The 24,880-nt window shown below is 69.3% G+C and carries 21 protein-coding genes; 6 read left to right on the forward strand and 15 right to left on the reverse strand.

Going from position 1 to position 24,880, the window contains the following annotated elements; all coding sequences use genetic code 11:
* Together ON39_RS46415 and ON39_RS38735 are read right to left on the reverse strand one after the other, a co-directional pair.
* Window positions 1-1,050: YhgE/Pip domain-containing protein (locus tag ON39_RS46415; protein WP_169335952.1), on the reverse strand; the 1,050-nt coding region annotated here is incomplete at its 3' end.
* Complete coding sequence (locus tag ON39_RS38735) at window positions 1,047-1,736, reverse strand: ATP-binding cassette domain-containing protein (RefSeq protein WP_051187659.1); 690 nt, start codon at window positions 1,734-1,736, stop codon at window positions 1,047-1,049. The genes ON39_RS38735 and ON39_RS46415, both read right to left, overlap by 4 nt.
* 367 nt (window positions 1,737-2,103) lie before the next feature.
* Here ON39_RS38735 and ON39_RS38740 point away from each other — a divergent pair, with 367 nt between their 5' ends.
* A complete protein-coding gene (locus ON39_RS38740) occupies window positions 2,104-3,246 on the forward strand; it encodes a serine hydrolase domain-containing protein (RefSeq protein WP_040741649.1) in 1,143 nt (380 codons plus the stop codon).
* Between the two features lie 81 nt (window positions 3,247-3,327).
* A complete protein-coding gene (locus tag ON39_RS38745; RefSeq protein ID WP_051187660.1) occupies window positions 3,328-3,888 on the forward strand; it encodes a TetR/AcrR family transcriptional regulator in 561 nt (186 codons plus the stop codon).
* Between the two features lie 33 nt (window positions 3,889-3,921).
* Here ON39_RS38745 and ON39_RS38750 read toward each other — a convergent pair whose 3' ends face one another.
* Genes ON39_RS38750 through ON39_RS38785 form a run of 8 tightly spaced genes read right to left on the reverse strand, consistent with a single transcriptional unit; the run spans window position 3,922 to window position 13,422 of the window.
* Window positions 3,922-5,259, reverse strand: a complete 1,338-nt coding sequence (locus ON39_RS38750; RefSeq protein WP_040741650.1) for a cation:proton antiporter — start codon at window positions 5,257-5,259, stop codon at window positions 3,922-3,924.
* Between the two features lie 49 nt (window positions 5,260-5,308).
* Window positions 5,309-6,574 carry an ATP-grasp domain-containing protein gene (locus ON39_RS38755; protein ID WP_085998340.1) on the reverse strand — a complete coding sequence of 422 codons (1,266 nt, stop codon included), beginning with the start codon at window positions 6,572-6,574 and terminating at the stop codon, window positions 5,309-5,311.
* Window positions 6,571-7,818 (reverse strand): methylaspartate mutase, encoded by a 1,248-nt coding sequence (locus ON39_RS38760; protein ID WP_040741652.1) that lies wholly within the window; start codon window positions 7,816-7,818, stop codon window positions 6,571-6,573. Before ON39_RS38760 ends, ON39_RS38755 begins: the two co-directional genes overlap by 4 nt.
* Window position 7,819: 1 nt before the next feature.
* Complete coding sequence (locus tag ON39_RS38765) at window positions 7,820-9,307, reverse strand: hypothetical protein (RefSeq protein ID WP_040741653.1); 1,488 nt, start codon at window positions 9,305-9,307, stop codon at window positions 7,820-7,822.
* Window positions 9,304-10,542: an ATP-grasp domain-containing protein gene (locus ON39_RS38770; protein WP_040741654.1), complete on the reverse strand. Its 1,239-nt coding sequence runs from the start codon at window positions 10,540-10,542 to the stop codon at window positions 9,304-9,306. Before ON39_RS38770 ends, ON39_RS38765 begins: the two co-directional genes overlap by 4 nt.
* On the reverse strand, window positions 10,542-11,030 hold the full coding sequence (locus ON39_RS38775) for a cobalamin B12-binding domain-containing protein (protein ID WP_040741655.1): 489 nt from the start codon (window positions 11,028-11,030) through the stop codon (window positions 10,542-10,544). Before ON39_RS38775 ends, ON39_RS38770 begins: the two co-directional genes overlap by 1 nt.
* Window positions 11,027-12,313 (reverse strand): MFS transporter, encoded by a 1,287-nt coding sequence (locus ON39_RS38780; protein ID WP_083894953.1) that lies wholly within the window; start codon window positions 12,311-12,313, stop codon window positions 11,027-11,029. The genes ON39_RS38775 and ON39_RS38780 overlap by 4 nt, the downstream gene beginning before the upstream one ends.
* Window positions 12,310-13,422, reverse strand: coding sequence for an LLM class flavin-dependent oxidoreductase (locus tag ON39_RS38785; RefSeq protein ID WP_083894954.1), 1,113 nt, complete (start codon window positions 13,420-13,422; stop codon window positions 12,310-12,312). The genes ON39_RS38780 and ON39_RS38785 overlap by 4 nt, the downstream gene beginning before the upstream one ends.
* 575 nt (window positions 13,423-13,997) lie before the next feature.
* Between ON39_RS38785 and ON39_RS38790 the strand changes: the two genes are divergently transcribed.
* The 4 genes from ON39_RS38790 to ON39_RS38805 all read left to right on the forward strand — a co-directional run bounded on the left by ON39_RS38790 (window position 13,998) and on the right by ON39_RS38805 (window position 17,867).
* On the forward strand, window positions 13,998-14,999 hold the full coding sequence (locus ON39_RS38790; RefSeq protein ID WP_040741656.1) for an asparagine synthetase A: 1,002 nt from the start codon (window positions 13,998-14,000) through the stop codon (window positions 14,997-14,999).
* Window positions 14,996-16,267: a glutamate synthase-related protein gene (locus tag ON39_RS38795; protein WP_040741657.1), complete on the forward strand. Its 1,272-nt coding sequence runs from the start codon at window positions 14,996-14,998 to the stop codon at window positions 16,265-16,267. The genes ON39_RS38790 and ON39_RS38795 overlap by 4 nt, the downstream gene beginning before the upstream one ends.
* Window positions 16,264-17,193, forward strand: coding sequence for a ketopantoate reductase family protein (locus ON39_RS38800; protein ID WP_040741658.1), 930 nt, complete (start codon window positions 16,264-16,266; stop codon window positions 17,191-17,193). Before ON39_RS38795 ends, ON39_RS38800 begins: the two co-directional genes overlap by 4 nt.
* Window positions 17,194-17,369: 176 nt before the next feature.
* Complete coding sequence (locus ON39_RS38805) at window positions 17,370-17,867, forward strand: cupin domain-containing protein (protein ID WP_040741659.1); 498 nt, start codon at window positions 17,370-17,372, stop codon at window positions 17,865-17,867.
* A 114-nt stretch (window positions 17,868-17,981) separates the two neighbouring features.
* Here ON39_RS38805 and ON39_RS38810 read toward each other — a convergent pair whose 3' ends face one another.
* The 5 genes from ON39_RS38810 to lpdA form a co-directional block, all read right to left on the reverse strand.
* The gene (locus tag ON39_RS38810) at window positions 17,982-19,133 is read right to left on the reverse strand and encodes an esterase/lipase family protein (RefSeq protein WP_040741660.1); all 1,152 of its coding nucleotides are present in this window, start codon (window positions 19,131-19,133) and stop codon (window positions 17,982-17,984) included.
* Window positions 19,134-19,300: 167 nt separating this feature from the next.
* Entirely contained in the window at window positions 19,301-20,968 is a 1,668-nt protein-coding gene (locus ON39_RS51230) for a dihydrolipoamide acetyltransferase family protein (protein WP_085998341.1), read from the reverse strand.
* On the reverse strand, window positions 20,968-21,948 hold the full coding sequence (locus ON39_RS38820; protein WP_211336231.1) for an alpha-ketoacid dehydrogenase subunit beta: 981 nt from the start codon (window positions 21,946-21,948) through the stop codon (window positions 20,968-20,970). Before ON39_RS38820 ends, ON39_RS51230 begins: the two co-directional genes overlap by 1 nt.
* Window positions 21,949-21,966: 18 nt before the next feature.
* Complete coding sequence (gene pdhA, locus ON39_RS38825; protein WP_040741662.1) at window positions 21,967-23,046, reverse strand: pyruvate dehydrogenase (acetyl-transferring) E1 component subunit alpha; 1,080 nt, start codon at window positions 23,044-23,046, stop codon at window positions 21,967-21,969.
* 11 nt (window positions 23,047-23,057) lie between these two features.
* A complete protein-coding gene (gene lpdA / locus ON39_RS38830; protein WP_040741663.1) occupies window positions 23,058-24,506 on the reverse strand; it encodes a dihydrolipoyl dehydrogenase in 1,449 nt (482 codons plus the stop codon).
* Window positions 24,507-24,880: the final 374 nt, after the last annotated feature.

Here is a 24,880-nt window from a genome sequence, read left to right on the forward strand (position 1 = left end):
ACGCACCGCGTCGACGTTGCCCGCGAGCTGGTTCGCCTGGTCGCCGGCCTGGGTGGCGGCGTCGTGGGCGCGGCGCGCGCTGTCGGCCGCGTTGCCCGCGGTCGTCGCGATCGCCTGCCCGCGGTCGAGCACCAGCCGGAAGGTGGGATCCGCGAGCAGTTCCGGATGCGCCGCGCCGAGCTGCTGCAGGCCCGCGTTGCCCTGGTCGGCCAGTTGGCGCACGAGATCCGCGCTGCCGCTGACGATGTCGAGCGACTGCGCGGCGGCGGTGCTCGCGTTGGACAGCGCGCCCGCGGCCGTCGGCAGCGTCGCGGTCCCGGTGTCGACGAGCTGGGTCACCGCGCCGTCGACCTCGCTGCTCGCCTGCGCGAGTTGCCGCACGCCGTCGGAGATTTGAGTCGCGCCCGCGGTCGAGCCGTCGAGGCCCGCGGCCAGCGCGGCGGTGCCCTGCTGGGCGAGCACCGACGAGTCGACCAGGGCGTGCACGCCGCTCACCGCGACGTCGAGCTGCTGTTTGACCAGCGTGAGATCGCCGTAGATGGCCTTGGCGTAGGCGGCGTGCGCGGCGCTGTTCACCTGGTTCTGGAGTTCGGAGCGCGCGACGTCGGCGACGACGCCGACGATGAAGTTGTTGGCGTCGTTGAGCTGGATGTCGAGGGTGGCGCGCTCGGGGATCGGATTCTGCGCGCTGACCAGCTTGGCGCTGAAATCGCGCGGGACCGTGATGGTGAAGTAGTAGCGGCCGTGCTCGAGTCCGTCGGCCGCGGCACGGCGATCCACGAAGTGCCACTGGAACTTCGGCGTCGCGCGCAGTTGCTGCTCGAACTGCTTGCCCGCGTCGACCACCTGACCGTTCGCGGTGACCGCCTGGTCCTCGATGACCACCGCGACCGGGATCTGATCGGTCTTGCCGTAGGGATCCCAGTTGGACCACAGGTACAGCGACCCGTACAGCAGCGGCACCAGCGCCAGACCCACCGGCACCAGCCTGCGCAGCAGCGGACCGCGGAAACGCCGCAATTCGAGCAGGGCAAGACGCAGTGCCTTCACACGTTCTCCTGGAGGTCGGCTCGGTCGCGGGCGGGCGCGTCGGCGTCGCGCGGATGGGCGAGGGTGATCACCGTGACGTCGTCCAGCGGCGGCGACGACGCGGCGGCGATGACGGTGCAGCCCTGTTCGGACAAGGCGCGCAAGCGCTCCCAGACCCAGCGGGCCTCGTCGTCGGTGCAGCCCGCGCCGATATCGTCGACGACCACCGCGCCCGGCCGTTGCGCCGCCGCCAAGGCGACGGCCAGCAGTGACTGCTCGCTCTGCGCGAGATCCCCCACGAGCACAGCCTCGGCCGGCGCGGCGATACCCAACGCGTCGAAGGCGGCCGCGAGGGTGGACTCGCTGAATCGCGGCCCGCCGATCAACGCGCGCTCCTCGATCACCTCCCCCACCCGCAGCCAGGGATCCAGCGCACACCCGGGCTCGAGCCGCGCGACCGCCACCAGATCCCGAATCGCCCCGGCCTCGTCCTCGTGGCGATGCCCGCCGACCGCGAGCCGACCCGTCACCAGCCGCAGCCGCCCGGCCAGCGCCCACAGCAGCGAGGTGCGCCCCGAACCCGCGGACCCGACCACCGCCGCGAGCCCGCCCGCGGGAATCTCGAAGTACACGTTCTCGAAGGCACACCCCGCCGACCCGCGAGCAGCGAGGTTAGCGGCCACCACGTCAACACCCACCCATGTCACCCGCCTGATAATAGAGACCGTTCCGTACGCTGACCGGCATCTCCACGCCCCAGCGATTCGCCCTCGGCCCACCCCGCCCGAACCACACCAGCCACTTCCACCCCGCCACGGTCACCCCTGTCAACCGTTCGACAGGGACCGGAAGGCCGGGATGAGCGCTTGCTTGACTGTGCCGGTGCGGCACGGTCTTCACTGGGTTCATTCGGAGTGATGCCGCCGCGGCCGTGGGCGATGTCGGATGAAGCTGACCAGGCTAGTGAAACAGTGATGCCGTCCGCCGAGACGACCTCTGCCCGGCCGTCTGCGCCGAAAGTGTGGCCGCGACGTCAACGCACCGGCAAGGACGATCGACGACACGGGAGCCACAATGCGACGCAGCACAATTCGACTGTCGGCCACCGCGGCGGTGGCAACCATCCTGGCGACAGCGTGCTCGACGGGGCCGCACCCCGCGACCGAACGGCCGAAAATCATTGCGGCCCTGAACAAGCTGGTCTTCACGGACCACCTCCCCGGCGCCCAACTCGTTCTCACCGAGCACGGCAAGGTCTGGACCGCGACGGCAGGCGTCGGCGACCTCGAACTCAATACCCCCTTCCCAGACAACGCTCGCATCCGAATCGCCAGCAACACCAAGACTTTCGTAGCGACGGTCGTGCTGCAACTGACAGCCGAGGGCAAGGTCGAACTCGACGCGCCCGTAGCACGTTACCTCCCCGGCGTCGTGCACGGCCCCGGCATCGACGGCGACCGAATCACCGTCCGAAACCTCTTGCAGCACACCAGCGGCCTCCCCGACTACGCGGCCGAGGTCGGCGGCGAGCCCCTGCCGGGACAGGTCGACTACACCGGCGAACGGGCGCGCTGGCGCACCGCGGACCCCGCCGAGATCGTCCGCGACGCCCTCACCGCCCCCGCCGATTTCGCGCCGGGCACGCGATGGTCCTACTCCAACACCAACTACGCCTTGGCCGGAATGGTGATCGAGAAGATCACCGGCTCCACCGTCGCCGCCGAGGTCACCCGCCGCATCATCGAACCGCTGAAACTCCCCGACACCTACTATCCGGCCCCCGACGAAACCACCATCCGCGGCCCACACCCCAAGGGCTACAGCACAATCGACGGCCGCCGGGCCGACTACACCAGCCAGAACGTGTCTTCCGCGGGCGCCGCCGGAGCGATGGTCGCCACCGGCGCCGACCTCAACCGCTTCTTCACCGCCCTGCTCGACGGGAAACTCCTGCCGCCCATGCAGCTCGCGGAGATGAAACACACTGTGCCCACCGAAGATCCGTCGATGAGCTACGGCCTCGGCCTGTTCCACCGCAGCCTGCCGTGCGGCCCGGACGCCTGGGGCCACGGCGGCGATATCGACGGCTTCCACACCCGCGGCGACGTCGCCGGCGGCCGCGCCGTCACCCTGACCGTCAACCAGGTGCCCGACACCGACCGAGCCGCCGACGATGTCATGGCCGCCGTCGACATCGCCCTCTGCGCCACACCGTGACTCGTTTTCCCCAGTTGAAAAGTTCTTGCCCGCCAACGGAAGTGGCGCTCGGACGCGCGCGCGACGAGGTTCAATTGAAGGATGAACGACCGCGACCTACGCAGTGACGCACTACGCAACCAGCAGGAACTGCTCCGCGCCGCGACCAGCGCGGTGCATCGCGAAGGGCTGCGCGTTCCCCTGGCCACCATCGCCGCCGACGCCGGAGTCGGCATCGGCACCCTCTACCGCCACTTCCCCACACGCGAGGACCTGCTGAGCGAGCTGACGCACCGATCGTTCGCGCAGGCGCTCGCCGACGTCAAGGCCGCCGAACGGATGGGCAAGACGCCCGTCGAACGCCTGCGGCTCTTCATCGACGCCGTCATCAGCCAGCGCGACGAACTCGTCCTGCCGCTGCACGGCGGGCCGCCGGTCGAGGACCCGGCCACCGAGGCCCTGCGCGACGAGATCTACCGCGTCGTGCAGCGAATCCTCGATCAGGGCATCGACGAGGGTGACCTGTGCGAGGACACCACCCCGCACGACATCATCGCCTTCGGCGCGCTGGTCGCCCAGCCGCGGCCCATCGATCCCGACTGGGACACCACCTGCCGCCACCTGCTCACGACCTTCCTCCGCGGCATCCACCGCAATCCGTGACCATGTGCGCGGCATCCCGCAACCCGTGACTGCTCACCGGATCGACGGCAGCTCCTCCGGCACCGGCTCGATACCGCGCCTGCGCAGATCCGCCCCCGACAGCAGCGGCCACCCCTTGCGCAGCACATAGTCCAGCCAGAACCCGCACGCCTGCGAGGTGAGCACCGCGGTGAGCACCAGCGCCGTGTAGAACGTGGCGTTGATGATCCCGGCGTCGAAAGCCACCGAGGCCATGACGATTCCGGGCCCGCCGCGCGCATTGCGGGTGACGGCGATATTGACGATGTCGAGGCGGCTCATCCCCGCCAGCTTCGCGCCGAGCCCGACCGACAGGAACACCACGAGCGACGTGCCGATCAGGAACCCGGCGAGCATGAGCGGGTCGAAGGTCTTGGAGAGGTCGAGGCGGTAGCCGACGATGGCGAAGTACAGCGGCACGAAGAAGTGCCCGGCCACGTCGCCGATCGACTGCATCGGCGCCCGAAACCGTTCCTGCTCCGTGCCTTTCATGCCGCCCATGACGCCGAAGCCGGCGAGCAGCCCCGCGAAGGCGAGCGTCACGTCGAGCGCGGCGGCCAGCGAGACGTACCCGAGGAACACGATCAGCATCCACGCGACCGGCGAATTGCGCGCCACCACATTCCATTCCGCGCGCGAGAGCCTGCGCAGCACCGCGGGCATGACGGTCAGCGCGATGATCACATAGCCCAGATTGACGGCCACGTGCGTGCCGATGGTGGCCGCGAGCTCGTCGCCGGTGGTGTCGATGGTCGCCGCCGCGATGGCCGTGGCCACCGACAGCACGCCCCACAGGGCGATGTCCTCGAGCACCGCGGAGCCGAGCTGGAGGCTGGCGAAGCGAGTGTGCAGGATGCCGAGGTCGTAGAAGATCTTGGTGATCACCGGGATCGAGGTCACCGCGGTGGCCGCGGCGAAGACGAGCACCACCGCCTCCTTGCTCCCCGCGACGCCGGTGAACTCGTCGAGCGGCAGCAGCGGCGCGGCGAGCAGCGCGATGACGAACGGCAGCGGCGTGCCGACGCCGAGAATCCACGCGGTGGCCTTGCGGTTCTGCTCGCCGAGCAGATGCTGGGCGGCGCAGCCCGAGACGAACATGAGCATGAGCAGGCCGAGGTTGTAGAGGAACCCGAGCACCACCGCCCGATGGTCGGCCTTGTCCGCGCCGAACAGATCCGCGGTGAAGCCGGGCGCGATCTTGCCGAAGACCGTGGGGCCCAGCAGGATTCCGGCCAGGATCTCCCCGACCACCTTCGGCTGGCGCAGCCGCCGGAACAGCTGGCCGAGCAGGTTGGCGGCCAGCAGCAACAGCAGGACGGCGAGCAGGACTTCGCCGAGTTGCGAATTCGTCATCGAAGCTACGCCTTTCGTCGACTCCCCCGGCCCCGCGCGACAGAGCCGACTACAGCAGCTCGTGCTCCAACCGGCGCAGGGTCCGATACGACCGTTCGATCTCGGCGGCGTCCTCGTGTACCAGAAACACCACGCCCGGTGAGGAGTTGAGGTCGATTGTCGGTCTCGTCATCGCCGCGTCGGCGATGCGGAAACGCACGCTCTCGAGCGCGGGCAACCGCCCGAGCTCCTCCCGGAGCACCCGCGCGGGCAGCGGAACCTCGCGGTGCGCAATGAGATTCACACAGCGCGCCTGCTCTCGCCGAGCGTACACCGAAGGCTGTGCCGCCAAAGCCGTTCCGTCGCCGACGTAGCAGTCCATCGTGAGATCGACCTGATTCACCCCGGTGCCGCGGTCGAGCGCGCGCGGGTTGGCCAGCCCCGACAGGCGCGCGCCGGTCTCGAGCAGGACCGGCCCCGCGGCGGTGTAGATCAGTTCGGTGTGCGCGGGCCCGTTCGCGATGCCGAGCGCGTCGAGCACGCCGGCGACGTAGTCGATGATCTCGGCGAAGCGCGGATCCGACGGCGCGAGCAGATCTTCGCAGTCGTAGATCCGGCGGTTGTCCCGCACCGTCACCTTGTGGCTGATCCACGCGTCGGTGAACCAGTGCCTGCCGTCGCGGCTGACCGTGTTGACGATGTACTCGTCGCCGACCAGATACTCCTGCGCCAGCACCGCCGCGTTGGTCCGCAGCATCAGATTCGTCTTGCCGATGATCGCACGCACCGCCGCGCGGATCTCGGCCGCGGACTCGCTGATGAACACGTCGTCGGAGCCCGCGCTGTCGAGCGGCTTGACCACCACCCGCTGAAGCCCTGCGGCACTGCGCCATTCGAGCAGACTCTCGGCGTCGCTGCCGCGCCGCTGCTTCGCGGTGCGCAGGCCGGCGGCGGCCACCGTCTCGAGCATGTGAAACTTGTCGCGCCGTACGTGCGAGAGCGCGGGGTCGTTGCCGCGCAGCCCCAGTTTCGCGGCGATCTCGTCGGCCACCTCGACGCCGAACTCGCTGGCCGCGATGACCGCGACCGGCGCGAGCTCGGCGAGGCGGCGCAGCACGTCGTCGGCCTGGTCGGCGTAGGAGAGATCCTCGTCGAACAGCTCGGCGGGCAGGCTGGCCGAGAAGGTCGCGGGCAGGTGCGAGCGCGACCGAACATGGATGAGGCGGAACAGATCTCGCGCCCGCTCGGCGAGCAGCGCGCCGGTGGAGAACGCGTCGACCAGCACGAGGGTGGGCGGATCGGCTTCGGGCACAGGGTATCCCATCGGAGTAGTCATGGGATCAACCGGCTGTCATAGCTGTTCGCGACGTGGTCGAGCATCCCGTAGAGCGCGTCGGAGCCGAGCCGGGCCAGGTCTTCGCGACCGGCCTCGGCGGGCAGGGGTAGTCGGCCCAACGATCCCCAGCGCAGCGCGCCCTGCTCGTCGATGACGCAGGTCGCCGCGCCGAGATTGTCGGCGTGCAGGCAGAAGGGGACGTCGAGCAGACCGGTGGCGAACGCCTTCAGCAGGGCGGTCCCCACGTCCGGGTCGAGGTTCAGCACCGAGTCGATCAGGATTCGCGCCTCGTCGAGCACCTCGGCGAAGTACACCGCCTCGGCGGGCGACGCCGGATCGAGCGGCCCGTCGGCCTCCTCCGCCGCGATGCGCAGCGCCGCGACGTTCTCGGCGACCGACGGGATCTGCCAGGCCTCCGACACCGTCTTCACGATCATCCGCTCGCACCCGGTGGCCATGGCCAGGCGGGCGCTGTCGCGGATCAGGCGCGTCGCGCCGTCGGGCGTCCTCGGGAAAAGGCCCATGTAGGTGTAGAACACGACGTGCCAGGTCACGTCGCCGAGGTATTCGGCGGCGAGGGTGCGCAGCGCCCGCAGCGCGCCGCGATCCTGCTCCGCGAGGGTCCCCTGCGCGTAGCTGAACGACATGTATCGCAGCCCATGCTGGCGGAAGAAGCATCCCTCCAGCACCGACACGGCGACGAGCAGCGAGGGCGGGCACAGCTGGCCGAGCAGGCAGCCGCCGAAGCTCTCGATGTGCCCGAACTCGGTCTCCTGCGCCAGAAACCGCGTGCTCTGCGCCCAGGCCGCCACCGCGTCGCGCAGCGGCAGCCTGCTGTAGGGCAGGCAGTAGGAGACCGGCCCGCCCTCGGTCGCGTCCAGGCCGACCTCGACCAGCCGCTGAAACACCCTCAGCGGCAACGCGGTTCCGTGTCGCGCCTGCACCGGGAACGTCGGCCCGTACAACCCCTCGAGCAGCCGCTTGGTCGCCTCGACCGGGTGGGAGACGAGCGGGTAACCGTTCAGCTCCTCTCCCGCGGCCAGGCGTTCCAGCGGGGTCTCGTAGTCGCCGACGCGGGTGTAGCTGTCGAGCGTGAGCGTGCCGATCACCGGGAAATCCAGATGGGCCACCCTGGCCAGACCGGACCGCATGGCCGCCAGGCTGCCGAACCCCATGCGGGGCTGGACGACCAGCTGCCCCGCGGCGGCCCGGTCCGCCACGAAACTGTCGAAGAACCCCGGCACGTCACCGGCCCGAGATCAGCTCGAGGGTCGGCAGCCCCGATTTCGGGTCGACCGTGCGCACCTCGGACTTGTGCGGATCGCCCGCGCGCACCCGGGCCATCACGGTGTCGCCGGCCGCGAAGTTCACCAGCGAGCTGCGGTAGAGCGTGCGCAGATGGTCGATGGACAGCCCGGACACCTCCGTGAGCCACCCGGCGGCGCGGTCGTGGTCCGGCTCGCCGCGCAGCGCCGCGTGCAGGGCCGGGATCTCGGCGACCCACTCGGGATGGCACCGCTCGACGAAGTCCGCCAGCCGCGCGCCCTCGTCGGTGAACGGCGAGAAGACCATCGCGACGAGCGCGTCCTCTTCGAGCCCGAACGCGTCCTCGGCGTAGGCCGCCGCGACCGCGCGCCGCTCGTCGACCTTCTCCGGCGAGGAGTAGCGGGCGAGCGCGAGATCGATGAGCTGGTCCGGCATCTCCTTCTTGCGCATCATCGCCTCGGCGAACTGGAGGTACTCGGCGATGCCCTCGTGATAGGTCCGCCCCTCCACGTTCTCGACCCGCAGACCGCGCAGGTGGGCCATGAGAGTCGGGTTGGCGCAGTCGGATTCGGTGAAACTGAAGGCCAGGTCGTCGAAGCGGAAGCCGAGGAAATCGACGATCAGGTCCCAGTGGTCGTGCACCCGGTAGCTGACCAGGTCGTAGATCGAGACGAAGGTCGGCTGCACGGACCGGTCGCCGATCGCGACCTCGCGTTCGGCGGGCTCGTGCCGGTCGTCGCCGAACAGCTCGCGGAAGTACGCGTCGCCGACGCCGCGCAGCGCGGCGAGCAGGTCCTGGAAGGTCATGCCCTTGCGCCGCACGTCGATGCCGATGCTCTTGGCCAGCCGCAGGATCCACGCGGCGTAGAGCGCCTGCTCGCGGCGCGAGTCGCCGGTCATGATCGCGTCGACGCCGCCGCGCCACCAGGCGGCGCGGCCGTAGAAGTCGGCGACCGCGAGGTTGCAGCTGTTGCAGAAGGTGGGGCGGCCGTCGCCGGCCGAACGGTGCCCGTTCATCAGCACGTCGAGCCGGTTGATCGCCACCAGCTTGTCCGGCAGCGGCAGATCGACGTGGAAGCGGCGGATCTCGGTGTGGTCGATGGTGATCAGCTCGGCCCGCTCGTCGTCGAGCAGACCCAGCGCCGAGTACACCCGGTCGATGTTCTCCATCACCGCGCCGACCACGCCGGCGTGGCGCATGTTCGCCACCCGCATGAGAAACGTTGTGCCGTGGGCCAATCGCAGGTGCAACTGGACGGCCCGCACGAACGCCACCACATAGGTGCTGTCCTTGCCGCCGCCGTAGGCCACCATGACCTTGTAGTCGCCGAGGTTGTCCGGGCCGCCCGCGTCGGCGATCAGCTTGTCGCCGACGGCGGCCACGCCTAGTCGCTCGTCCTCGGTGAGGAATCCGATCAGCCGCTCGTAGCGCGCCCGGTCGTTGTCGGCCTCATGTCCAGCGTTCACAGCGATTCCGCCTCGAAGTCGAAGTTCTCGATGATCTTCCGGATGCCCGCCTCGACGACGCGCTCGTCCTCGTGCAGGAGAATGAAGCGCCCGCGGTGCAGCGCGTCGTAGGCGCCGCCGGGCGCGAGCACGTGCCCCGGCTCGGGCAGCAGTTCGCGCCAGACGGCCGGCACCAGCTCGCGCATGGACGCGGCCCGGACCACCCGCTCGGCCCGCTCGGCGGACTTGGGCATGATCAGCCAGCCCCCGGAGGAGTCGACGTGCTCCGGCACCGCGGGCACCGGCTCCCCGGAGAGCACACGCAGGAACATCTCGTACAGGTTGACCCCGAAGACGCGGTAGAGCAGGTGCGGGACCTCCGCGCCGCCCACCCGGCCGCCGATCTCCAGGAACACCGGCTCGCCCGCCGGGGTGACGAACACCTCGAGGTGAAAAGGCAAGCGGCGCAGGTCCAGTGCCGAGACGATCTGACGCGAGAACTCCTCGATCAGCGCGCGCCGCGGCGACGGATTGAGCAGCACCGAGCCGAGCGGCGCGCCCTGGGTGAACGACAGGCAGTCGTTGATGTAGCGCGAGACCGCCTGGAACGGGACGTGCGCCGCGTCGTCGGCGAACCCGTCCACGTGGTAGATCTCCCCGGTGACGAACTCCTCGATCTCGTAGTCCGCCAACACGATCGAGCTCAGCGCGGCGTCGAGGGCCGCCGCGTCGTCCACCCGGCGCACCCCGATGCTCGCCGCCGCGGCGAGCGGCTTGAGGATCAGCGGATAACTGCACGAGTCCGCGAATGAGCGCACCTGCTCGGCGCTGACGCAGGCGGCGAAGCGGGGCACCCGGATGCCCGCCTTCTCCAGCACCTGCTTCATCCGCACCTTGTCCCGGTAGACCGCGACCTCGTCGACGGTCGGCCCCGGAATCGCCAGATCCTCGCGGACTTTCGCCGCGATCTCCAGTGTGAACTCCGACAGCGCGATCAACTCGTCCACCGGGCCGACCCGCACGGTGATCTCGCGGACGGCCGCGCGCAAGGCCGCGACGTCGTTGACGTCGGCGACCCGCACCAGGTGCGCGATCTTCGCCGGATCGGCCAGCACACCCTCGGCGCCCGGACCGTCCACCACGTAGCTGACCCGGTTGGCCTCGTGGTCGACGTACTCCTCGTAGCGGGTGAGCTCGTTGTCCCAGCGGACTCCGTCGAAGAAGCGCGGCCACCGATTGACGATGACGATGTGCATCAGGACACCTCTCGTGGTTCTGCCTGCGCGCTGTCCCACGGGCTGATCAGCGCCGGGTCCGCGCGCCAGGCCGAGAAGCCTTGCGCCAGACCGAAACGCAGGAAGCCGCGGAAGCGCTCGATGGCGTCCTCGCCGAGGAACACGTCGGTGTAGCCGAGCGCGAGCAGCTCGCGGCGCACCCGGTCGTCATCGGAGACGGCGGTGGTCAGCTTGCCGCCGATGGCGCACGGCACCTCGAGCCCGCGTTCCCGCAGGGCGTTCAGCAGGACCTGCGCGCCGTGGAAGCCGTGGCCGTTGACGCTCGACACGACCAGCAGATCGGGCCGGTCGGCGCGGATGGCGTCCGCGACGGTGCCCACCGGCGTGCACGTGCCGAGGTTGTGCACGGACGCGCCGTGCTCCTCGAGCAGCTTCTGCAGGTAAACCAGGTTCCAGAGATGGGAATCGGACTCCACGGTGCTGAGCACGCACCGGAAACGTGTGTTCATGTCACGACCTCAACGTTAGCGTTCTCGCGAGCCAGCAAGGCTTTTCGGAAGCTGGCCATGGTCAACGGCAGAAAGACCGCGCCGAACAGGCAGAGCAAGCCGCCCATCCACAGCGCGAGTCGTTGTGCGCCGATGGTGGCGCCCAGACCGCCGATCAGCAGGCCCGCGATCGGATAGGACAACAGGTTGAGCAGATAGAAGGGACCCATCACCTTGCCGAGATGCTCGCCGGGGATCACCTTCACCCGCTGGGTGCGGTTGTAGATGTTGTAGAGCGCGTCCCCGACGAGCATCACGACGAAGGCGGGGGCATAGACCAGATAGGACGGAGCGAGCGCGGCGATCAGGACCGTGGCGCACATGAGCCCGAAACCGAGCGCTCCGATGGGTTCGACGCCGACGCGCCGCAGCAGCGCGGGCATCAGCAGCAGGTTCAGCAGCCCGGTGACCCCGACGGCGGCGTTGAGCACGCCGTACGCCGAGTCGGGCGCGTCGAAGACGTCGGTGACCAGCGCCGCGTTGGACACGATGAGCACGCCGACCACCAGGTTGATGGTGAAGTTGAGGATGCCGAGCAGCAGCACCGGCCGGATGCGCACCATGAGCCGCCAGCCGATCGTCAACTCCGCCAACACGTCTCGGGCCTGCCAGCCGTGCACCGCGCGTACCGCGGGGCGCGGCAGCGGCAGCCAGGTGAGCGCGCTGACGCCGAACGCGGCGGCGGCCACGAGCAGCAGCCAGAGCTTGCCGAGGAACGCCGCGGCCAGGATCGCCAGGGCCGGCCCGAGCGCCATGGCGAGCAGCTCCATGTTCTGCACCAGCGACTGGACCGTGGCGATCTGCGAGTCGCGGGCCAGCTGCGGCACCATGCGCTCGATCGACATGCGGATGGGCGCGACGCACAGTGACAGGCACGCGCCGCCCGCCATCAGCACGGGCACCTTCCACCCGGGTTGGGCCAGGCACAGCAGCACGACGACGATCAGGATGGCCGCGCGCATCACCGCGACGCGGGTGAAAAGCCTTGCGCCGCCGTCGCGGTCGGCCAGCAGGCCGGCGAACGGGTAGGCGATCAGGGCGGGCACCCACTCCAGCGCGAACGCGAAGCCGAGGGTGGCGACCTGCTTGGTGTCGTGAAAGATCAACAGCGGCACCGCGAACAGCACGACCTGTTCGGCGACGAGCCCGAGCAGCACGCCGGTGGCGAACAGCGCGCTGTGCCGTGGCGCCCCGTTCGCTTCGCCGACCGCCCCTCGGCGCTTGGGCACCGCCGGTTGCCTCATCCCTGCCGTCTCTCGTTTTCCCGAATCAGCGGCAGGACATGGGTGTAGAAGATCCGCATCTCGTCGCGGGTCGGCCAGCCGGAGAAGATGAACTCGCTGACCCCGACCGCCTTGTACTGGTACAGGTAGTCGGCGACCTCCTGGTAGCTGCCGACCACGCACAGCGCGGGACCGCCGCGATAGGGGACGAAGCCGGAGTAGATCATCGGCGAGAGCCAGTCGTTGTCGGCCTGCTCGGCGAGCCGGAAGGAGGTCTGCACGGCCTGGGAGTCGGAGGCGGCCACCACCTGGGCCACCCACTCGCGGTGCTTCTCGTCCGGATTCTCTTGCATGGCAGCGAGATCCGCGAGCGCCTGCGCCCTGGTCTCCCTGGCCAGGATGTGCATGCGGGTGCCGACCCGCGCGCCCTTGTCGAGCACCGGCCTGGCCGCCGCGCCCATGCCCTCGGGGGTGTCGCCGTAGCGCAGCCAGCAGTCGCCGTACATGGCGGCCGTCTCCTGCGCGATCTCCGAGGCGCCGCTCAGATAGATCTCGGGGCGGCCGCCGCCCTTGTAGCCGAGCCCGAGGGCCGCGCCCTTGATGACGTAGTGGTCGCCCTCGTAGGACAGCGGCTTCTCGCCGCGCCAGAACCGATGGCAGATGTCGAGGAACTCCTGGGTGCGGGCGTAGCGGCCGTCGTGGGCGACGAAGTCGCCGTAGCCGGCCTGCTCCGCCGGGGAGATCCCGGCGACCAGGTTCAACGCGATCCGCCCGTCGGACATCCACGAGATCGTGTTGACCACCTGGGTGAACAGCGTCGGGGACAGCAGGCCGGGCCGGTAGGCCAGGATGAAGGTGACGTTCTGGGTCTCCCGGACCAGCGCGCCGATCATCGGCAGCGGGTCGGGCATGTAGTCGGCGATGCCCATGAGCAGGGAGTCGACGCCCAGCGCATCGGCCTCCCGCACGAAGTCGACCATCCCGTCGAAGTCGAGCTCGCCGACTCGATACTTCTCGGTCGCTTTTTGCTGACCGCTGTCCAGCGGCGCACACCAATGGAACCTCAGCTCCCCCGGCTCGGTGTCGCGTGCATGAGACAGCGGGGCGAAGTTCGTACGGTCGTAGTTCATTTTTTCGAGATTCACTTCCGGTTTCGCGAAGGAGGCAGCAGGCGGCACTCAGCAACAATCAGACAATAACTGACCCAAGTCCACCCTCTCAGAATGCACGCGTCCGGAGCCGTACCCCCAGATGCTCCCACGGAAGTCGCACCCCGACCCGACTCCCGGCCCTGTTAAAGCAAAGTTACATCGACCTTCGGGCGCTGTCAAAGGGGTATATGCTGCGCGGAACGCGCCGTTCCGGCAATTGTCCAGCCACCGAACTCCAGCGGCTCGAGCAAATGTTCACACCTCGCGCGAAACCCCCCATGCGGGGGGTGGACCGATTGCGGCGAACCGGGGAGAATTGGGCCGCTACCAGTGCGTAAGCACCACGAGCGCCACATCAGGGGGATTCAGCGAAGCCGTAAGGCAATAGTTTCCCACCAGTTACCGAGTATTCAAGTCGACAACGCGAAGAAAGGAAACATGGATTTATATGTTAGCCGACAGTAGAACGATTACGTACAGGTAATCGACGCAATCTATCCCGAACCGATCGGCTTGCGAAGATATTTCAATACGACTATTGAACGGATCGGACGTTGCCTGAATCGACTGAACCGACCGGATCCGCGCTACCCACGCCGCGCGCGCATCTCACGTCGAAACAAACCATTGCGGCACTGACCGTGCAGGCGCGATTTCTCGCCGCCGCGCGTGAATTCCTGACCGCGGAGGGATTCACCGAACTGCTGCCGCCGATCATCGGTCCGGTGACCGATCCGGGGGCCCGCGGCGCCAAACAGGTGGACATCGACTACTACGGCCACCGCTACAAACTGATGACCAGCGGCATCCTCTACAAGCAGGCCTCGCTGCTGGCCTTCGACAAGATCTTCCACGTCGCCCCGAACGTGCGGCTCGAGCCGCTGGAAACGGCGGTGACCCACCGGCATCTGGCCGAGTTCCATCAGCTCGACGTCGAGATCGCGCACGGCTCGCGCGAGGACGCCATGGACGTGGCCGAGCGGCTCACCAAGTACGCGGTGGAGTACGTCCTGAGCAACGCCCAGCGCGAGCTGGAGATCCTCGGCCGCGACCTCGAACAGCTCAAGCAGGTGCTCGCGGGCCCCTACGACCGCAAGCGCCACACCGTCGCGGTGAGCGAGCTGCGCGGGCTCGGCTACGACCAGCGCGAGCACACCGAAATCGAGTGGGCCGGTGAGGAACTCATCTCCTCCGCGGCCACCCGCCCATTCTTCGTCACCGACTATCCCAAGGGTTCGCGCGGCTTCTACGACAGCGAGAACCCCGAGGAGCCGGGCGTGCTGCGCAATTTCGACCTCATCTTCCCCGGCGGATTCGGCGAGATGATGAGCGGCAGCGAGCGCGAGGCCGACTACCGCACCCTGCTCACCCGCATGCGCGAAACCGGCGAGAACCCGGCCAAATACGAGTGGTACCTGACCGTGGCGCGCGACGGTCTCGCGCCGAGCGCGGGCTTCGGCCTCGGCGTCGAGCGGTTCACCCGGTTCCTCGGCGGCCTGGCCGCGGTGTGGCAGGCCACCGCCTACCCCAAGATTCCGGGGGAGCCGCGGCCATGAGTGTGCTCTCGGCCCCCGGCTTCCCCGAGCGGGAGGTGCGGGCCCGCGCGCGGACCGCGGCGGGCTCGATCTTCCCCGACAACGCGCACTACGGCTCGACCCTGTTCGGCCAGGGTCCCGCGACGCCGGAGACGCCCGCTGCGGACGCGATCGACCAGGCCAGGCTGGTGCCGCCGGTGTTCGTGCCGCTGCGCGCGGAGCGCATGTTCGATCTCGGCCGGGAGCCGCTGACCGGCGACGTCGACCTGAGCACCACCATCGGCGGCCTGCGCTCGACACTGCCGATCTACGTGTCCGCGTTCGGCTCCACCGCCGTGGCCGACGGCGATCTCGGCGTCGCGGTGGCCGCGCAGGCCGGCGCCGCGGGCGTGCCGATGGTGATCGGCGAGAACATCGTGCCCGTCTCCGGGTACGGCCGCATGGCGGACGAGCAGCAGAGTTCGTTGCTGCGCAGGCTCACCGAGTACTCGAAGCGCGCGCCCGACGAGCTCGGCGGCGTGATCGTGCAGCAGAGCACCGAGGACGCCGACGCCGAGGTGTGGAACCTGGTGTACAGCGACCCGGCGAGCGAGCAACTGCTGAACAGCGGCCGGCTGGCCTTCGAGTTGAAGGTGGGGCAGGGCGCCAAGCCCGGCCTCGGCGGCATGACCCTCATCCCGAGGGACCGCGCCGCGCGGCTGTCGATGCAGTACGACATCCTCGACATCTACGACCCCGCGCAGGCCCAGGTGCTGCGCTCGGCCACCCCCGGCACGTTCACCAAGGAGATCCTGCGCCAGCAGATCCGGTTGATGCGCAACAACTATCCGCGCTGCCGCGTCTGGGTGAAGCTGCCGCCCGCCCGCGACGTGGCCGACGCCGCGGAGGTGGCGTGGGCGGCGGGCGCCGACGCGGTGACCGTCGACGGCGCGGAGGCGGGCACGGGCTGGGCGCCGCGCGGTTTCCTCGACCACGTGGGCCTGCCGCTGGCCGAGTGCCTGCGCCGGGTGGCGGGCCGCGACCGGCGCGGCCACAGCCTGCTGGTCTCCGGAAGATGCTGGGAGGGAACGAGAGTCGTCAAGTGCCTGGCCCTCGGCGCGTCCGCGGTCGGCCTCGGCCGGGCCGCGCTGGTCGCCGCGGACGAGAACACCGATGATGGACTCACTAACCTGCTCGCCGCGTTCGAACTGGAGCTCCGGCTGCTGATCAGCGCGCTCGGCAAATACCGGATCGCGGATCTGGCCGCCGAGGACATCTGGTTCCCCGCAATCGACGAAAGGACGCGATGAATACAGAGCGACCGTGGCGCGTGGCAGTACTCGGCCCCGGCGGGGTGGGCGGGCTGGTCGGCGCGCTGCTGGCCAGAGCCGGACACGACGTGATCTTCCTCGGCGGACCGGAGACCGCGCGCGTGGTGCGCGAGCACGGAATGCGCGTGCGCAGCGGGCTGTTCGGCGACTTCACCGCGAAGGCCAAGGCGGACACCGAGTTACGCGAGCCCGTCGACCTCTGCCTGGTGACCGTCAAGCAGAACGCCCTCGGCGCGGCCGTCGACCGGGTCTCCCCCGCCGCGCTCGGCGACGGCCTGGTGGTGCCGCTGCTCAACGGGATCGAGCATCCGGCGGCCCTGCGCGCGCGATACCGCCCGGAACTCGTTGTGCCCGGGGTGATCCGGGTCGCCTCGACCCGCGACGCACCGGGGTCCGTCGTGCACGGCAGCCCGTTCGTCGAGATCGATCTCGCCAGTGCCGCAACGCCTTCCGATCGGGTAGCGGCGCTGGCGGCGACGCTCGGCGAGGCCGGGGTGCAGACGGCGATCCGCGCGGACGAGGACGCGATGCTGTGGGGCAAGCTGTTCTTCCTCGCGCCGTTCGCGCTGCTGTCCACGCGGCAGCGGTGTCCCATCGGCGAGCTGCGCACCACCCATCGCGCGGAGCTCACCGACCTCGTCACCGAGATCGCCGCGCTGAGCCGCGCGTCCGGCGTGCCCGCCGATGTGGCGGCCGCGCTGCGGTTCTACGACGCCTTCCCGCCGGAGGCCAAGTCGTCGATGCAGCGCGACGCCGAGGCGGGGCGGCCGCTGGAACTGGACGCGATCGGCGGAGCTTTGCTGCGGATCGCCGAGCGGCACGCGGTGCCCATGCCGCTGACCGAGCGTCTGGTCGCGGATCTGGCGCCGCTGGGTGATGGGGCCGCTGCCGGGGCGGTCGGCTGATTAGGTAGCGGTCGGCCTAGTGGTCGGCTGACGTCGTAGCGGTCCGCTGACGTGTAGCGGCCTGCCGACGTCGTAGCGGTCGGTCGAGGTCATGACACAGCCCGCACCCGATTCCAACGTGATCGGGTGCGGGCTGTCGTCGTTAGAATTCGGTGGAGACCGGAAGGGTGTGACACGTGAGCGCCGAGGAAGCACAGTCGCATTCGCCCGCGGGCGGATGGCGGGACAACGGCGTGCGCGTCGTCAGGTCCGATCAGCTCGACTCCGATACCGCGCAGACGCCGGGCATGGACCGCGCGGCGGCGATCGACGCGGCGCGCGTGGGCGCGCAGCAGATCTGGGCGGGCACGGTGACGATCCATCCGAACGCGAAAACCGGTGCGCATCACCATGGTTCGCTGGAGAGCGTCATCTACGTCCTGCGCGGACGCGCCCGCATGCGCTGGGGCGAGCGGCTCGAGTTCGTCGCCGAGGCGGGGCCGGGCGACTTCATCTTCGTGCCGCCCTACGTCCCGCACCAGGAGATCAACGCCAGCACCGACGAGCCGCTGGAGTGCGTGCTGGTGCGCAGCGACAGCGAGGCCGTGGTCGTCAACCTCGACCTCGAGCCGGTGGAGAAGCCCGACACCGTCGACTGGATCGACCCGATCCACCGGCCGCGACCGAAAGCCTGACGGCTCAGCACCCGAAGGCTGACGGCTCGGGGCCCGAAAGCCTGACGGCTCAGCGTCGCAAAGGCCTGACGGCTCGGCGTCGCGGAGCCGTCAGGCGGGGTCAGCGGAGCGGGATCACGGGTGTCCGCCACCGCCGATCAGCCAGGGATTGGCGGTGCAGACGAGCTTCGGGTTCTTCGCCGGATCGAGGGCGTTGAGCGCGATCGACAGGGCGCGCGGCGAATACATCATCGTGAGATGGTCGGAAAGATCTATTTCGCAGCCTTCCTGCAAGGTGATGTTGTGCACCGTGGCGCCCGTTCCGGCTTTCAAGAACGTCGACTCGTAGGGATTGGTCACCTCGTCCCATCGCGTGCCGACGATTGTATAGGTGAGCCCGGAAACGGTGTCACCGTTCGCGTTGAGTTTCTTCACGAAATCGGAGCCGACCGTTTGTTGAATTCCGGACTGTCCGACGAGAAGGGAGATCGGGCCGAGGACATCGATGCCGAAATTGTTGATCGCCCGGCCGAGCGTCGCGATTCCGTCGAGCGAGGTGCCGTGATGGGTCGCGCCGTAGGTGATGAGATTCTTGACCTTGGCCGCACCGCCCTCGTACTTGGTGTACCAGTTCGACATCGAGCCGCCCTGCGACCAGCCGATGATGTCGACCTGCTTGGCGCCGGTCTGGGAGAGCACCCGATCGACGAAGATCGCCAACTGTTTCGCCGAGGTCGGAATGTCGCCCGTGCCATAGGCTCCCGGCAACACCGTGCCGAGGCCGCCGCCCTGGAGCAGGTTCGAGATGCCGTAGTTGAAGGCGAACTCACAGAACCCGGCGTCCTTGATGGGCTTGCTCATGAACGCGAACGAGTCGTACGCGTTCGCCCAGGTGCCGTGCACGAGCACCACGGGCCGCGGATGCTCCGCCGTGGGCTTGCAGCTCCAGTCGTTGACGCCCGGCGGCGCGACGTCCGGGTGACCGAGGGCGTAGCCGAAGGCCGCCAGGAACGCCGACATCTGCGGGCCGGTGCCCTGCGTGTCGGAGGAGTGGCTGCCGGAGTCGGTGTCGACGACGGGCTTCGCCGACTGATCCTTCAAGCCTGGACTGATGGAGCCGGCGAGCTGCTGTTGCTGGGTGGCGGCCGCCGAGACCGCCGCCGCGCCGGGTGGTGCGGCCGGCGCGGCGGAGGGTGACGCGGGTTCCGCGCCGGCCTCGGTCGAACCGAGGGCCAGCGCCAGCACACCCACGAAAAGCGCGGAACACAGCCGAGTGGTGAGTCTCATTTTTGCCTCGATGCAGAAGGTTTCTCTCCGTAATGCGCTCGGCGATCGGCACCGGAGCGCCAGCAAAAACTAACTCCGGCCGGAGGGAAAGTGTCTGGTACGGCAGGACACTGAAGAACTCACAACTTTTTCGGATTCCGGTTAGGAACGGTGGTAGCGCTCGCCCGCTAAATTACTATGCGCATTGGGTTTTCCAGCAGTTCCTTCAGTTGCGCGAGGAACTGCGCGGCGACCGCGCCGTCGACGGCGCGATGATCCGCGGACAGGGTGACGCGCAAGATCTTTCGGCTCACCACCTCGCCCTGCTCGAGGCGCAACTCGTCGGCCGCCCCGCCGACCGCGAGGATCGCGGACTCGGGCGGGTTGATCACCGCCGTGAACTGCTCGATGCCGAACATGCCGAGATTGGAGATCGTGAAGGTGCCGCCGGACATCTCGTCGGCGCGCAGCTTCCGGTCGCGGGCGCGCGTCGCCTTGGCGCGGCTCTCGGCCGCGATCTCCGAGACGCTCTTGCGGTCCGCGTCGCGGATCACCGGGACCAGCAGACCGGCCGGGGTGGCCACCGCGACGCCGAGATGAATTCCCCTGTGGCGCAGTAGCTTATCGCCAGCAAAGCTGACGTTGACCGACGGGTCCTTGCGCAGGGTGCTCGCGACGGCCTTGACCAGCAGGTCGTTCACGCTGACCTTGCCATCCGCCATGGTCTCGTTGATCCGCGCGCGGAAGGCGAGCAGATCGGTGACGTCGATGGCGCTGGTCAGGTAGATGTGCGGGGCCTGCTGCTTGCTCTCGGTGAGGCGGGTCGCGGAGAGGCGTTGGATGGTGGTGAGGGGGATCTCCTCGTAGTCGGCTGGGGCGGGGATCCTTTGTGTGGGAGCGGTATTCGCGGCAACGGCGCTGGCGGTGGCGACGACGTTCGCGGCGGCGGGGGCGTTCGCGACAGTAGGGCTCGCGGCGGCGGTGCGCACAGGGGCGTTGCTCACGGCGGCCGCGCTCCCGGCGACGGAATTCGCGGCGGCAGTGCCCACGGCGGCGGGCTCCGCCGCTGTGGCGGGCGCTGGTGCCGAGTCAGCAGGTGCTGACGCCGGAGTCCCGGCTGCGGGCGCATTCCGGTAAGCCGCTTCGACGTCCTGTCGGGTGATCCGGCCGCCGGGGCCTGTGCCGACCACGGCCGCGAGATCCACGCCGAGCTCGCCGGCGATCTTGCGCGCCAGCGGCGACGACTTCTGTCGCGCGCCCGAAGCACGTTGCGCGGCAGCGGTTCCAGGCGCCTCTACACTGGATGACTCGACGCCTGGCGAACCAACCCGTGCCGCAGTATTCGCGGCCGCCGCACCGGACGCGCCCGCCGGAACAGGCCCGGAGGCGGCAGCTTCCGCGCCCGTGCCGCTACCGTTGCCGGCTGGAACCAGGCCCGCCGCAGCAGCCTCCGCGCCCACATTGCTACCGCTGCCCGCCAGAACAGGTTCCGGCGCAACAGCTTCCGCGCCCGCACCGCTACTGTTGTCCGCCGGAACTGGCTCGGCCGCAGCCGCTTGCGCGTCCGCGCCGCTCCGGCCGCCCTTCGAGACCGGCCCGGCGGCAGCACCTTTCGCACCGCTACCGTCCCCGACGATCGCGATCGGCTCCCCGATCGGCACCCGCATTCCGGGTTCGGCGAGGATCTGCTCGAGCACCCCGTCGTCGTAGGCCTCCAGTTCCATCAGCGCCTTGTCGGTCTCGATCTCGGCGAGGACCTCGCCGCGGCTCACGCGGTCGCCGACCTGCTTGAGCCACGCGGAGACGACGCCCTCCTCCATGGTGTCGGAGAGCCGGGGCATGGTGATCTCGGGCATTACTTCCTTCCCACGGCCGCGAGGGTCTGCACGGCGGCGGTGTAGAGCGAGTCGGCGGACGGCAGGGCGAGCTTCTCCAGCGGCTTGGCGTACGGCAGCGGGACCTCGGCCATGGCGACGCGGCGGACGGGGGCGTCTAGGTAGTCGAACGCGCCGTCGGAGATGGAGGCCGCGACCTCCGCGCCGATGCCGTAGGTGAGCCAGTCGTCCTCGGCCACGACGGCGCAGCCGGTCTTGCGGACGGAGGCGATCAGGGTGTCGCGGTCGAGCGGGCGCAGACTGCGCAGGTCGATCACCTCGGCGGAGATGCCCTCGGCGGCAAGGCGTTCCGCCACCTGCGTGGCGACGGTGGCCATGCGCGAGTAGCCGATCAGCGTGATGTCGGTGCCCGCGCGGGTGACCGCGGCCTTGCCGATCTCGGCGGGCGGAAGATCCTCGGGCACTTCGCCTTTGGTGTTGTAGAGGGACAGGTTCTCCAGGAAGATGACCGGATCGTCGTCCTCGATGGCGGCTTTCAGCAGTGCCCGCGCGTCGGCGGGCGTGCTCGGCGCCACCACCTTCAGGCCGGGCACGAAGGCGTAGTACAGCTCGATGTTCTGTGAGTGCGTCGCGCCGAGCTGCTGGCCGCCGCCGCCCGGCATGCGGATGACCATGGGCACGCAGGTCTGCCCGCCGAACATGCCGTAGATCTTGGCGGCGTGGTTGACGATCTGGTCCAGCGCGAGCAGCGAGAAGTTGATCGTCATAATCTCCACGACCGGGCGCAGGCCTAGCATGGCGGCGCCGATGGCCGCGCCGACGAAACCCTCCTCGGCGATCGGTGTGTCGCGCACCCGCTTCTCGCCGAACTCGGCGAGCAGGCCGGCGGTGATCTTGTAGGAGCCCTCGAAGACGCCGATCTCCTCCCCGATCAGGAAGACGTCGTCGTCGCGCCGCATCTCCTCGCGCAGGGTCTCGCGCAGCGCTTCGCGATAGGTCATGACAGGCACAATGGATCCTCAGAAGAGCGGGTCGGCGGGCAGGCGGCGGGAGTCGCCGGGCACCGGGGTGGCGTAGTTGTAGTCGAACAGGCTCGACGGCTCCGGATGTGGGCTCGAGTCGGCGAATTCGACGGCGGCGGCGACGTTCTCGGCCACCTCGCGCTCGATCTCGGCCACCGACTCCTCGGTCAGCATCCCCGCGTCCAGCAATCTCTTCTGCCACAGCACGATCGGGTCGTGCTCGCGAGCCGTGGCGACCGCGTCGCTGCTGCGGTACTTGGCCGGGTCCACCACCGAGTGCCCCTTGAGCCGGTGGCTCACGGCCTCGAGCAGCGCCGGTTTCCCTTCGCGCCGTGCGGCTTCGATGAGCTCGCTCGCCGCGTCGCGCACCGCGAGCACGTCGGTGCCGTCCACCCGTTCGCCGCGCATGCGGTAGGCGGCGGCGCGCTTCCACAGGTCCGGCTCGGCCGAGGACCGCTCGACGGTGGTGCCCATGCCGGTCTGGTTGTTGATCACCAGAAACACCACGGGCAGCCGCCACAGCGCCGCGATATTGAGCGACTCGTGGAACGCGCCGATATTCGTGGTGCCCTCGCCCATCTGGCACACCACCACCTCGTCGCCGCCGCGGTAGTCGATGGCCAGCGCGGCGCCGACGGCGAGCGGAACCTGGCCGCCCACAATGGCGTAGCCGCCGAGCAGCCGGGTCGCGGTGTCGTACATGTGCATCGACCCGCCCCAGCCCTTGGACGTGCCGGTGGAGCGGCCGTAGAGCTCGGCCATCACCCGGCCGGGCGCGATGCCCTTGGCCAGCGCGTAGCCGTGCTCGCGGTAGTTGGTGAACAGGTAGTCGGTGGGGCGCATGGCCGCGCCGACGCCGACCACGGTCGCCTCCTCACCGAGATTGAGGTGGCAGTAGCCGCCGATCTTGGCCTGCTGGTAGCTCTGCGCGGTGCGCTCCTCGAAGCGCCGTACGAACAGCATGTCGCGGTAGAAGCCGCGCAGGGTGTCGGGATCCGCTGTGCCGAAAGAGGATTGGACAGGCTCAGCCTTCGCGGACTTGCGGGTGGTCTTGCGGGGTGCGGTGGTCGTGGTCATCCGCGGACTCCTCAACGCTTGCGCGGCGCGATGTGCACCGGCAGTCCGAGCCCGGCCAGCGCCGTCTCCATGCCGATCTCGCCGAGGGTGGGGTGGGCGTGAATGGTGTCGGCCAGTTCGTCGAGCGTTGCCTCGAGGGCGATCGCCAGCGCGCCCTCGGTGATCAGGTCGCTGGCCGAGGGGCCGATGATGTGCACGCCGAGCACTTCCCGATGTCGTTGCCCGGCAACGATCTTCATGATGCCCTCGGTCTCGCCGAAGGTTTTGGCCCGGCCGAGCGCGGCGAACGGGAACTTGGCGGTGATCACCTCGTGGCCCGCCGCGCGGGCCGCCTCCTCGGTCAGGCCGACGCTCGCGATCTCCGGGTGGGTGAAGGTCGCCGCGGGGATGACCGTGTAGTCGATGTGCGCGTCGTGCCCGGCGATCACGTCGGCCGCGGTGAGGCCCTGATGCGAGGCGACGTGCGCGAGCAGCGCCTTGCCGGTCACGTCGCCGATGGCGTACACGTGCTCGACCCCGGTGCGCAGCTGGTCGTCCACCTCGATGAAACCGCGCGCGTCCGTGGCGATTCCGGCGACGTCGAGGCCGAGGTCGGCGGTGTTGGGTCGCCGGCCGACGCCGACGAGCACCACGTCGGCGTCGATCTCGCGCGCCTGCGGGCCGCCCACCGAGACCCGCAGGCCGTCGCCCTGCGCGATGCCGGTGACGGTGGCCCCGGTCAGGACGGTGATGCCGCGCTTGCGGAACGACCGTCCGAGCGCCGCGCCGATCTCCTTGTCCTCCAGCGGAACCAGGCGATCCTGCATCTCCACCACGGTGACCTCGCTGCCGAAAGTGGCGAACAGGCTCGCCCATTCGGCCCCGACCGCGCTGCCGCCGATGACCACCAGCCGCCGCGGCACCTCGGTCAGCCCGAACGCGCCGTCGGAGGTGACCACGCCCGGCAGGTCCGCGCCCGGCACCGGCAGCCGCGCGGGCACCGAGCCGGTCGCGACGATCACGTCGCGCGCGCTGATCTGCCGCAGCGCCGCGCCCGGCGCGGCGGCGTAGCGGGGGCCGCCCTCGAAGATCGGCGACGGGCCGGCCTCGTGCACCTCGACGGTCGTCGGCCCGACGAACCGGGCGTGCCCCTCGACCACCGTCACCCCGTTGGCCTTCAACAGGCCCGCGACGCCGTCGGTCAGCTCCTTGACGATGCCGTCCTTGCGCTGGCGCACCGCCGCGAAATCGTAGCGGACATTGTCGGCGTGGATACCGAATTCCACTGCGGCGCTGAGGGTCTGATACACCTCAGCCGAGCGCAGCATCGCTTTGGTCGGAATGCAGCCCCAGTTCAGGCATACTCCGCCCGGTCGCTCCTTCTCCACCAGCCCGACCCGAAGTCCGCGCTGCGCGCCCCGGATAGCGGCGACATAGCCGCCCGGCCCGCCACCGATCACCAGTAGATCGAATTCCAGCACTCGTGGTGCTCCTCATCTCAACACATGCGCCCGTCTCCCGGTTGTGATGCGGGCCGCTCCCCCGAGTCTCACCCTCCCCCCTTGCCCAAACAATCTCCCCCAAGCCCAGAAATCGCCCCCCGAAACTGGGCGCAGAGCACAATCACCCTCTGCGCAGCGCACAATCACCACCGCAGCAGCCCGCAAACCCTCGCCGCTCGCGCAGCGCCCGGTTCCCTCCGGGCAGCACCTGATCGCCGCCGAACAGCCCCGGTGCCCGTCGGCACGGTGCCCATCGCGGCGGGGACGGCGTCGATCTACCGGGAGCCCGGATTGCTCAATCTTGGGCGGGCACACCTAGTTCCAGGGCGGCGAGGGCGAGGGAGAGTTCTAGG

This window comes from Nocardia tenerifensis NBRC 101015, from assembly GCF_000308715.1.
GTDB lineage: Bacteria > Actinomycetota > Actinomycetes > Mycobacteriales > Mycobacteriaceae > Nocardia > Nocardia tenerifensis.

Coding starts and splice junctions, on each gene's coding strand:
- ON39_RS38740 (WP_040741649.1), top strand. CDS start 2,104: ATGCGACGCAGCACAATTCGACTGTCGGCCACCGCGGCGGTGGCAACC.
- ON39_RS38745 (WP_051187660.1), top strand. CDS start 3,328: ATGAACGACCGCGACCTACGCAGTGACGCACTACGCAACCAGCAGGAA.
- ON39_RS38750 (WP_040741650.1), bottom strand. CDS start 5,259: ATGACGAATTCGCAACTCGGCGAAGTCCTGCTCGCCGTCCTGCTGTTG.
- ON39_RS38755 (WP_085998340.1), bottom strand. CDS start 6,574: ATGACTACTCCGATGGGATACCCTGTGCCCGAAGCCGATCCGCCCACC.
- ON39_RS38770 (WP_040741654.1), bottom strand. CDS start 10,542: ATGCACATCGTCATCGTCAATCGGTGGCCGCGCTTCTTCGACGGAGTC.
- ON39_RS38775 (WP_040741655.1), bottom strand. CDS start 11,030: ATGAACACACGTTTCCGGTGCGTGCTCAGCACCGTGGAGTCCGATTCC.
- ON39_RS38780 (WP_083894953.1), bottom strand. CDS start 12,313: ATGAGGCAACCGGCGGTGCCCAAGCGCCGAGGGGCGGTCGGCGAAGCG.
- ON39_RS38785 (WP_083894954.1), bottom strand. CDS start 13,422: ATGAACTACGACCGTACGAACTTCGCCCCGCTGTCTCATGCACGCGAC.
- ON39_RS38795 (WP_040741657.1), top strand. CDS start 14,996: ATGAGTGTGCTCTCGGCCCCCGGCTTCCCCGAGCGGGAGGTGCGGGCC.
- ON39_RS38800 (WP_040741658.1), top strand. CDS start 16,264: ATGAATACAGAGCGACCGTGGCGCGTGGCAGTACTCGGCCCCGGCGGG.
- ON39_RS38810 (WP_040741660.1), bottom strand. CDS start 19,133: ATGAGACTCACCACTCGGCTGTGTTCCGCGCTTTTCGTGGGTGTGCTG.
- ON39_RS51230 (WP_085998341.1), bottom strand. CDS start 20,968: ATGCCCGAGATCACCATGCCCCGGCTCTCCGACACCATGGAGGAGGGC.
- ON39_RS38820 (WP_211336231.1), bottom strand. CDS start 21,948: ATGACCTATCGCGAAGCGCTGCGCGAGACCCTGCGCGAGGAGATGCGG.
- pdhA (WP_040741662.1), bottom strand. CDS start 23,046: ATGACCACGACCACCGCACCCCGCAAGACCACCCGCAAGTCCGCGAAG.